At 62.4% G+C, this 7149-nt stretch carries 9 protein-coding genes; all 9 read left to right on the top strand.

Features of this window, described 5'->3' with window-relative positions; genetic code table 11:
• The first annotated feature begins 303 nt into the window (after positions 1-303).
• Genes atpD through F2P47_RS17405 form a run of 9 tightly spaced genes read left to right on the top strand, consistent with a single transcriptional unit; the run spans position 304 to position 6910 of the window.
• Positions 304-1761 (top strand): F0F1 ATP synthase subunit beta, encoded by a 1458-nt coding sequence (gene atpD, locus F2P47_RS17445; RefSeq protein ID WP_152217671.1) that lies wholly within the window; start codon positions 304-306, stop codon positions 1759-1761.
• Positions 1758-2210 carry a F0F1 ATP synthase subunit epsilon gene (locus tag F2P47_RS17440; protein ID WP_152217670.1) on the top strand — a complete coding sequence of 151 codons (453 nt, stop codon included), beginning with the start codon at positions 1758-1760 and terminating at the stop codon, positions 2208-2210. The genes atpD and F2P47_RS17440 overlap by 4 nt, the downstream gene beginning before the upstream one ends.
• On the top strand, positions 2207-2503 hold the full coding sequence (locus F2P47_RS17435; RefSeq protein WP_185681194.1) for an AtpZ/AtpI family protein: 297 nt from the start codon (positions 2207-2209) through the stop codon (positions 2501-2503). The genes F2P47_RS17440 and F2P47_RS17435 overlap by 4 nt, the downstream gene beginning before the upstream one ends.
• Positions 2496-2813: an ATP synthase subunit I gene (locus F2P47_RS17430; RefSeq protein ID WP_152217669.1), complete on the top strand. Its 318-nt coding sequence runs from the start codon at positions 2496-2498 to the stop codon at positions 2811-2813. The genes F2P47_RS17435 and F2P47_RS17430 overlap by 8 nt, the downstream gene beginning before the upstream one ends.
• Positions 2810-3514 carry a F0F1 ATP synthase subunit A gene (locus tag F2P47_RS17425; protein ID WP_152217668.1) on the top strand — a complete coding sequence of 235 codons (705 nt, stop codon included), beginning with the start codon at positions 2810-2812 and terminating at the stop codon, positions 3512-3514. The genes F2P47_RS17430 and F2P47_RS17425 overlap by 4 nt, the downstream gene beginning before the upstream one ends.
• The gene (locus tag F2P47_RS17420) at positions 3511-3759 is read left to right on the top strand and encodes a F0F1 ATP synthase subunit C (RefSeq protein WP_152217667.1); all 249 of its coding nucleotides are present in this window, start codon (positions 3511-3513) and stop codon (positions 3757-3759) included. The genes F2P47_RS17425 and F2P47_RS17420 overlap by 4 nt, the downstream gene beginning before the upstream one ends.
• A gap of 13 nt (positions 3760-3772) precedes the next feature.
• A complete protein-coding gene (locus F2P47_RS17415) occupies positions 3773-4513 on the top strand; it encodes a F0F1 ATP synthase subunit delta (RefSeq protein ID WP_152217666.1) in 741 nt (246 codons plus the stop codon).
• Positions 4503-6041, top strand: a complete 1539-nt coding sequence (locus F2P47_RS17410; protein WP_152217665.1) for a F0F1 ATP synthase subunit alpha — start codon at positions 4503-4505, stop codon at positions 6039-6041. Before F2P47_RS17415 ends, F2P47_RS17410 begins: the two co-directional genes overlap by 11 nt.
• Entirely contained in the window at positions 6038-6910 is an 873-nt protein-coding gene (locus F2P47_RS17405) for a F0F1 ATP synthase subunit gamma (protein WP_152217664.1), read from the top strand. Before F2P47_RS17410 ends, F2P47_RS17405 begins: the two co-directional genes overlap by 4 nt.
• Positions 6911-7149 lie beyond the last annotated feature (239 nt).

Raw genomic sequence — 7149 nt, 5'->3', positions numbered from 1 at the left:
ACTCCCTGCAATCTTCCATCAAAAGGTGATCGCAGATCACGACGCCAGAGGTAATGTGGGGGCAAAACACCGCTTACGTCTTTCGTTGACACACCTTTGCATTGTGGTTCGCTGAGCACGGTTGATCGGGATCAACGCTCGCGACCACGAACGGTGATTTGTTTAGCCTTCAGACGGATCGACCGGGCGCCCTGGTTGGAGGAACGCCGATTTTCGTCGTTGGTTGGCTCGGCTGTGCGGCGCTACGATTAATCGTTACGCTGAATCGCGCAGTGGACGCCTGGCGCGTGAGGCGAGACGCCGATGAATGACAAAGCCGAATGTGAAGGCAAGGTTGTCGCCGTCCGGGGCGCGGTGGTTGATATCTTTTTTGCGGCCGGCGCGCTGCCCCCGATAAATGACGCGCTCGTGATCGAAGACACCGAACGGCAATCTGTGGTGGCCGAGGTGCAAGCCCATCTCGACGAGCGCCGGGTGCGCGGCCTCGCTCTGCAGGCGACTGCAGGGCTGAAGAGGGGCGATATTGTGCGCCGGGTTGGCGGGCCGGTCATGGTACCGGTCGGCGATGCGGTTCTGGGGCGTCTGCTTGATGTCACGGGAGCCATTGGCGATAAACTCGGGCCGTTGGCCGGCGATGTTCCGCGGCGCCCAATCCATCGCGCTCCGCCGGCGTTCTCCGCGCAGAGCAAGGCGTCGGATATCTTCCTCACTGGAATCAAGGTTATCGATCTTCTGGCGCCACTGGCCCAGGGGGGCAAGGCGGCTATGTTCGGCGGTGCAGGCGTCGGCAAGACTGTGCTCGTCATGGAACTCATCCATGCGATGGTCGCGAGTTATCAGGGGATCTCTGTTTTCGCTGGTGTCGGCGAGCGTTCGCGCGAGGGCCACGAGCTGCTGCTCGACATGACGAACTCCGGCGTGCTTGCGCGAACGGTTCTGGTCTATGGGCAGATGAACGAGCCGCCCGGTGCGCGCTGGCGCGTGCCGATGACCGCACTCGCCATCTCTGAATATTTCCGCGATGAGCGGCATCAGGATGTATTGCTGCTGATGGATAACGTCTTCCGCTTCGTGCAGGCGGGCGCCGAGGTTTCAGGACTTCTCGGCCGGCTGCCATCCCGCGTCGGATACCAGCCGACATTGGCGACGGAAGTTGCGGAGCTGCAGGAGCGGATTGCTTCGGTGGGTGGTGCCTCGGTCACTGCTATCGAAGCCGTCTATGTGCCAGCGGATGATTTCACCGATCCGGCCGTGACGACGATTGCAGCGCATGTCGATAGCATGGTGGTCCTTTCGCGCTCCATGGCGGCGGAGGGCATGTATCCCGCGATAGACCCCGTGGCCTGCTCTTCGATCCTGCTGGATCCGATGATCGTTGGAGACGAACATGCGCGGATCGCCATCGAGGTACGGCGCACCATCGAGCATTATCGCGAATTGCAGGATGTGATTTCCCTTCTCGGCATGGAGGAGCTCGGCAGCGAGGACAGGATCATCGTGGAGCGGGCGCGGCGTCTTCAGCGCTTTCTCACGCAACCTTTTGTCGTGACAGAGGCTATCACCGGCGTTCCGGGGTGCTCCGTCCCCGTTGCCGACACGATCGCGGGATGCAAGGCCATTCTCGCCGGCGATTGCGACGACTGGCAGGAAAGCTCTCTCTATATGATCGGTACGCTCGACGATGCACGGCGCAAAGAGGCAGCTACGCGGAAGAGCGCAGACGCTTCCGTCACGCCGCCAGTGGAGAAGGCCCCCGCATGAGCGACATGCTGCAGCTCACCATCACAACACCTACCGCCGTTCTGGTGAGCGAAGCGAATGCGTATGCGGTGCGCGCCGAGGATGAGAGCGGCAGCTTCGGGGTGTTGCCCGGCCACACAGATCTGCTCACCGTTCTGCCGGCCTCAGTCATCCGCTGGCATAGTCGCGATGGCGCCACCCATTATTGCGCGCTGCGCGGTGGATTGATGACTGTCGAGAATGGCCGGCATGTAGCCATCGCCTGTCGCCAGGGCACAATTGGCGACGATCTCGCGAAACTTGAAGCCGAGGTCGAGGCGATGCGCGCCGCGGAGACGGATGCCGAGTGCCAGATGCGCGTGGAGCAGATGCGCCTCCATGCACGGGCTGTCCGCGAGTTGATGCGCTACTTGCGTCCGGGGCGCATGGGCGCGAATGACGCCTCCATGCCCATGGGGGCTGCTCCATGATGTCGCCGAACATAGACGACGATTCCGAGGACAGGCTGGCCGAAGCTGCGCGGCGGGCAGCCGAGCGCTCGAAGCAAGGGCTCGAAGACCCTGAGCCCTCGCTCGGCGCACGCCTGGGCCAGATCGGAATTCTGGGTTGGACCATTGTGATGCCGACACTGCTCGGCCTTTTTCTCGGGCGCTGGCTCGACAGGACCTTCGATACCGGCGTGTTTTATTCCGCCCCTCTTCTGATGATAGGCGCGGCAATCGGATTCTGGTCCGCGTGGAAATGGATGCACTCACATGCATGATGGAACCCTCGCGAGCGCCATTCCCGATTTTCTCAGATCGCTTGGACCATTGGGCGGCGGGTTCATCGGCTTGATGGCAGGCGTTCTTCTCGGCTTCTTTCATTTCCGTTCGCTCTGGTGGAATACCCAGGTCTATATGAGCGGGGGCAACCCCTTCCGAGCGTTGGCCCTCCAACTCTTTCGTTTCGCAGTGCTCATCGCGCTTCTGGTTGGCCTTGCGAAGCTTGGTGCATTGCCTCTGCTTGCGGGCGCGCTTGGTCTTCTGCTGGCGCGGAGCATTGTGTTTCGGCATGTTGGAGGTGCTTCATGAACAGCCCACTGACGATCGAGCCCGTATTCCATATCGGCCCCGTGCCAATCACTTCGCCGGTGCTTGTCACCTGGGCTCTCATGGCGTTGATCGGCGGCTTCGCATTTCTGGCGACTCGGCGCCTTCAGATCGTGCCGTCGAAGACTCAAGCCTCGCTCGAAGCTCTCGTCAGCGCAATCGACACGCAGATCAGCGATACGATGCAAGTCGATCCGTCGCCTTACCGGGCACTTGTCGGAACGATCTTCATCTACGTGCTATTTGCCAACTGGTCGTCGCTCGTGCCCGGCATCGAGCCACCGACGGCGCATATTGAAACCGACGCGGCCCTGGCGCTGATCGTATTCGGAGCCACCATCGCCTACGGTATCGCGACGCAAGGGCTGATCGGCTACTTGCGGACATTCGCCGAACCGACCTGGGTGATGATTCCGCTCAACATCGTCGAGCAGATCACCCGCACCTTTTCGCTTATCGTTCGCCTTTTCGGCAACATCATGAGCGGTGTTTTCGTGGTCGGCATCGTGCTTTCACTTGCAGGTCTTCTGGTGCCGATCCCGCTCATGGCACTCGATCTTCTGACGGGCGCCGTGCAGGCCTACATCTTCGCGGTGCTGGCGACAGTCTTCATCGGGGCCGCCGTGGGCGAACGACGCAAGACCACACGAGAAACAACGCAGACGGAACGGAAGACGCCATGAATAATATCATCGAGATCATCAGCATTGCGGCCGCGGCCATTGCCGTTTCCTTCGGCGCTATCGGGCCTGCGCTGGCCGAAGGGCGTGCGGTTGCCGCAGCGATGGATGCCATAGCCCGCCAGCCAGAGGCCGCGGGAACACTGTCGCGAACGCTCTTCGTCGGATTGGCCATGATCGAGACGATGGCAATCTATTGCCTCGTGATCGCGCTGCTGGTGCTCTTCGCCAACCCCTTCATCAAGTGAGTGCGGCGCAGCCATGCATATCGACTTGTGGACCCTCGGGCTTCAGACCATCAATGTGCTGGTCCTGGTCTGGATTCTTGGCCGCTTTTTCTTCCGTCCCGTCACCGCAATGATCGCGGCGCGGCAGGTTGCGGCGACGGAGGCGCTCGATGAGGCGCAGGCCGCGAAGGCCGAAGCCGCAGCCGAAGTGGCAAAGGCAAAAGAAGAGGCCGCGAGCCTTACCGCCGCGCGAACGGATATCCTGCAGAAGGCAGTCGCCGAGGCCGAGAAGGAGAAGGCGGCGCTTCTTGCAGCTGCCCGTACGGAAGCCAAAACGCTGCGCGATGCCGCCCACGCCGACATCGACCGCGCGCGGCAGAGCGAGGAAATGGCGGAGGCCGATCATGCGTGCCGCCTTGCGGTTGACATTGCTGCGCGTCTCTTCGAGAAGTTGCCAGCCGAAGCCCGCGTCATGTCGTTCATCGACGGACTCGTTGCGGGCGTTGCGGCGCTGCCCGATGCAACGCGCACCGGCATCGGCGCCGACGGGGTACCTGTTTGCATCAAGGCGGCGCGCGATCTGACGGAGGCGGAAAAGGAGGCGTGCCGGGCGAAGCTCGCGCAGACGCTCGGCCGGCCAATCTCGGTCGCGGTCGCGGTCGACCCCGTGCTCATCGCGGGCCTTGAGATTGACACGCCCCATGCCGTGGTGCGCAACAGCTTTCGTGCCGATCTCGATCGCATTGCTGCCGGGTTGACGCGCCATGACCATTGACGACAGCGAGACCGACTGGCTGAAGCGCAGCCGCGAACGGCTGGCGAAGATGGAGCTTTCACCGCAGGCGGAGTCGGTGGGCCGCGTCGAGCAGGTCGCGGATGGTATTGCTCATGTCTCAGGCTTGCCGGATGTAAGGCTCAACGAACTACTGCGTTTCGAGGGTGGACGCCTCGGCTTCGCGCTCGCGCTCGATGTCGACACCATTAGCGCCGTGCTCCTCGATGAAAGTGTGGCGATCGAAGCGGGCTCTCGCGTGACCGGCACTGGCGAAGTCGTGCGTGTGCCCGTCGGACCCGGCCTTCTCGGTCGTGTCGTCGATCCGCTGGGGCGGCCGCTCGACCGCGACGAGCCTGTTATCGCGGAAGACCATCATCCGGTGGAGCGGCCCGCGCCGGCGATCATCGAACGCGATCTCGTTTCCGAGCCTGTCGAGACTGGCGTGCTCGTGCTCGACACGCTCTTTGCCATCGGGCGCGGACAGCGCGAGTTGATTATCGGGGACCGGGCGACGGGCAAAACATCGATCGCTGTCGATGCAATCATCAACCAGAAGCATTCGGATGTGATCTGCGTTTATGTTGCCGTCGGACAACGCGCGACAGCCATCGAACGCGTCGTCGAATCCGTGCGCAAGCATGGCGCGCCGGAGCGTTGCATTTTCGTCGTCGCATCTGCGGCCGGAGCACCGGGGCTGCAATGGCTCGCGCCGTTTGCCGGCTTTACCATCGCTGAATATTTTCGCGATCACGGTGGCCACGCGCTGATCGTGATTGACGATATGAGCAAGCATGCCGCGACGCATCGGGAACTGGCTTTGCTCACGCGCGAACCGCCGGGACGCGAAGCCTATCCCGGCGACATTTTCTACGTTCACGCCCGCATGCTCGAACGTGCCGCGAAGCTGTCTCCGGAACTAGGCGGCGGTTCGCTGACGGCGCTTCCTGTGGCGGAAACGGATGCAGGCAATCTTTCCGCCTATATTCCGACAAACCTGATTTCGATCACCGATGGGCAGATCGTGCTCGACTCCCATCTCTTTGCCGCCAATCACCGCCCCGCCGTCGATGTCGGATTGAGTGTTAGCCGTGTTGGCGGCAAGGCACAGAAGCCAGCGCTGCGGGAAGTCTCCGGACGCATCCGCCTGGACTATTCGCAGTTCCTCGAACTCGAGATGTTCACGCGCTTCGGCGGCATTTCCGATACGCGGGTCAAGGCGCAGATCGCACGCGGCGAGCGCATTCGCGCTCTTCTGACGCAGCCGCGCTTCGCAAGCCTGCGGCTCGTCGATCAGGTTGCCTTGCTCGCGGCGCTGAACGATGGTGCCTTTGATGACTTGCCCGTCGAGATTGTCTCTGCGGTGCGGGCGCGCCTACCTGCCAGTCTCGACGCGAATGCGAAAGACGAGATCGACAGTCTCGAAAAGAACGGTACGCTCGATAAGGATGTCAGTACACGGCTTGTCGCTCTCGTCAAGTCGCTGGCCCACGATCTGGCGGCGGCCGCGAAGCCGGAGACAAGCGCATGACGGAGCGCCTTAGCGACGTCGAAGCGCGCATCCGCACCGTGCATCAGCTTTCCGCGGTGATCACGGCCATGCGCGGTATTGCCGCCGCCAGAACGCGCGAGGCGCGCAGTCAGCTCGACGGAGTGCGCGCCTATGCCAAGACGATTGCAACCGCCATCGGACACGCGCTCACTTTCCTGCCGGCTGCGGAACGTACCGGAGCTGTGCCGCGAACGGCAGGCACGCACGTCATCATCGCTCTTTGCGCGGAACAGGGCTTCGCTGGTGCCTTCAGCGAACATGTGTTGAAGGCCGCCGAGGAGGTGCGCCGCAAAGTGCGTTGTCAACGGACCGAACTTCTTGTTGTCGGCGATCGGGGAATGATGACCGCGGATCAGCGTGGGCTTGACGTCGATTGGTCAGCTCCGATGGTCGCCCATCCGGCCCAGGCGGCGAAACTGGCCAACCGGATCGTCGAGGCGCTTTACACGCGGCTTGATACCGACCGCGTCATGCGGGTGACGTTGCTTTACAAGACACCGAGCGGAGCGGAGTTACCGCAGGTTGTCGAAAAACAACTCGTCCCCTTTGATTTCAGTCGTTTCCCCTTGCCGCCAAGCGCCATGGACCCGCTCATCACCCTGCCACCGCAGGTGCTGCTGGCAAAGCTCGTCGAGGAATATGTCTTCGCGGAACTCTGCGAGGCGGTAATGCTCTCCTTCGCGGCTGAAAACGAAGCTCGCATGCGCGCCATGATCGCGGCGCGAAGCAACGTGGCCAAAACGTTGGACGGCCTCATCGCCCGCTCGCGCCAGCTGCGTCAGGAAGAGATCACAAATGAGATCGTCGAACTGGCCAGCGGCGCGGAGACGAACGCGGCCTCCGGTTGAGTGAGGCGGTCGGGTGCGCGACTCCGCAGCGGCGCGCAGAGATCACTCCTCAGTTGCCGATCGCGAGATGGACTCTTCGGGGGCGTTCGGCCGGCGGACCTGCCGACCCTCGTCGCGCCCGTAGGAAAGATAGTGTGCCACCGGATCCGCGCCGGCCGCCAGTGACGTGCCACTGAAGTTTCCCCCACGGGGGATTAGAGCCTTGGCATGATTATGCCCTCTCGGGCGGGTTGAGCAAC

The organism is Parvibaculum sedimenti, from assembly GCF_009184905.1.
Classification (GTDB): Bacteria; Pseudomonadota; Alphaproteobacteria; order Parvibaculales; family Parvibaculaceae; genus Parvibaculum; species Parvibaculum sedimenti.
This window is presented reverse-complemented; position numbering and strand designations above follow the sequence as displayed.

What these genes read in the sequence shown, in the direction of transcription:
- atpD (WP_152217671.1), top strand. Translation starts at nt 304, where the DNA reads ATGAATGACAAAGCCGAATGTGAAGGCAAGGTTGTCGCCGTCCGGGGC.
- F2P47_RS17440 (WP_152217670.1), top strand. Translation starts at nt 1,758, where the DNA reads ATGAGCGACATGCTGCAGCTCACCATCACAACACCTACCGCCGTTCTG.
- F2P47_RS17435 (WP_185681194.1), top strand. Translation starts at nt 2,207, where the DNA reads ATGATGTCGCCGAACATAGACGACGATTCCGAGGACAGGCTGGCCGAA.
- F2P47_RS17430 (WP_152217669.1), top strand. Translation starts at nt 2,496, where the DNA reads ATGCATGATGGAACCCTCGCGAGCGCCATTCCCGATTTTCTCAGATCG.
- F2P47_RS17425 (WP_152217668.1), top strand. Translation starts at nt 2,810, where the DNA reads ATGAACAGCCCACTGACGATCGAGCCCGTATTCCATATCGGCCCCGTG.
- F2P47_RS17420 (WP_152217667.1), top strand. Translation starts at nt 3,511, where the DNA reads ATGAATAATATCATCGAGATCATCAGCATTGCGGCCGCGGCCATTGCC.
- F2P47_RS17415 (WP_152217666.1), top strand. Translation starts at nt 3,773, where the DNA reads ATGCATATCGACTTGTGGACCCTCGGGCTTCAGACCATCAATGTGCTG.
- F2P47_RS17410 (WP_152217665.1), top strand. Translation starts at nt 4,503, where the DNA reads ATGACCATTGACGACAGCGAGACCGACTGGCTGAAGCGCAGCCGCGAA.
- F2P47_RS17405 (WP_152217664.1), top strand. Translation starts at nt 6,038, where the DNA reads ATGACGGAGCGCCTTAGCGACGTCGAAGCGCGCATCCGCACCGTGCAT.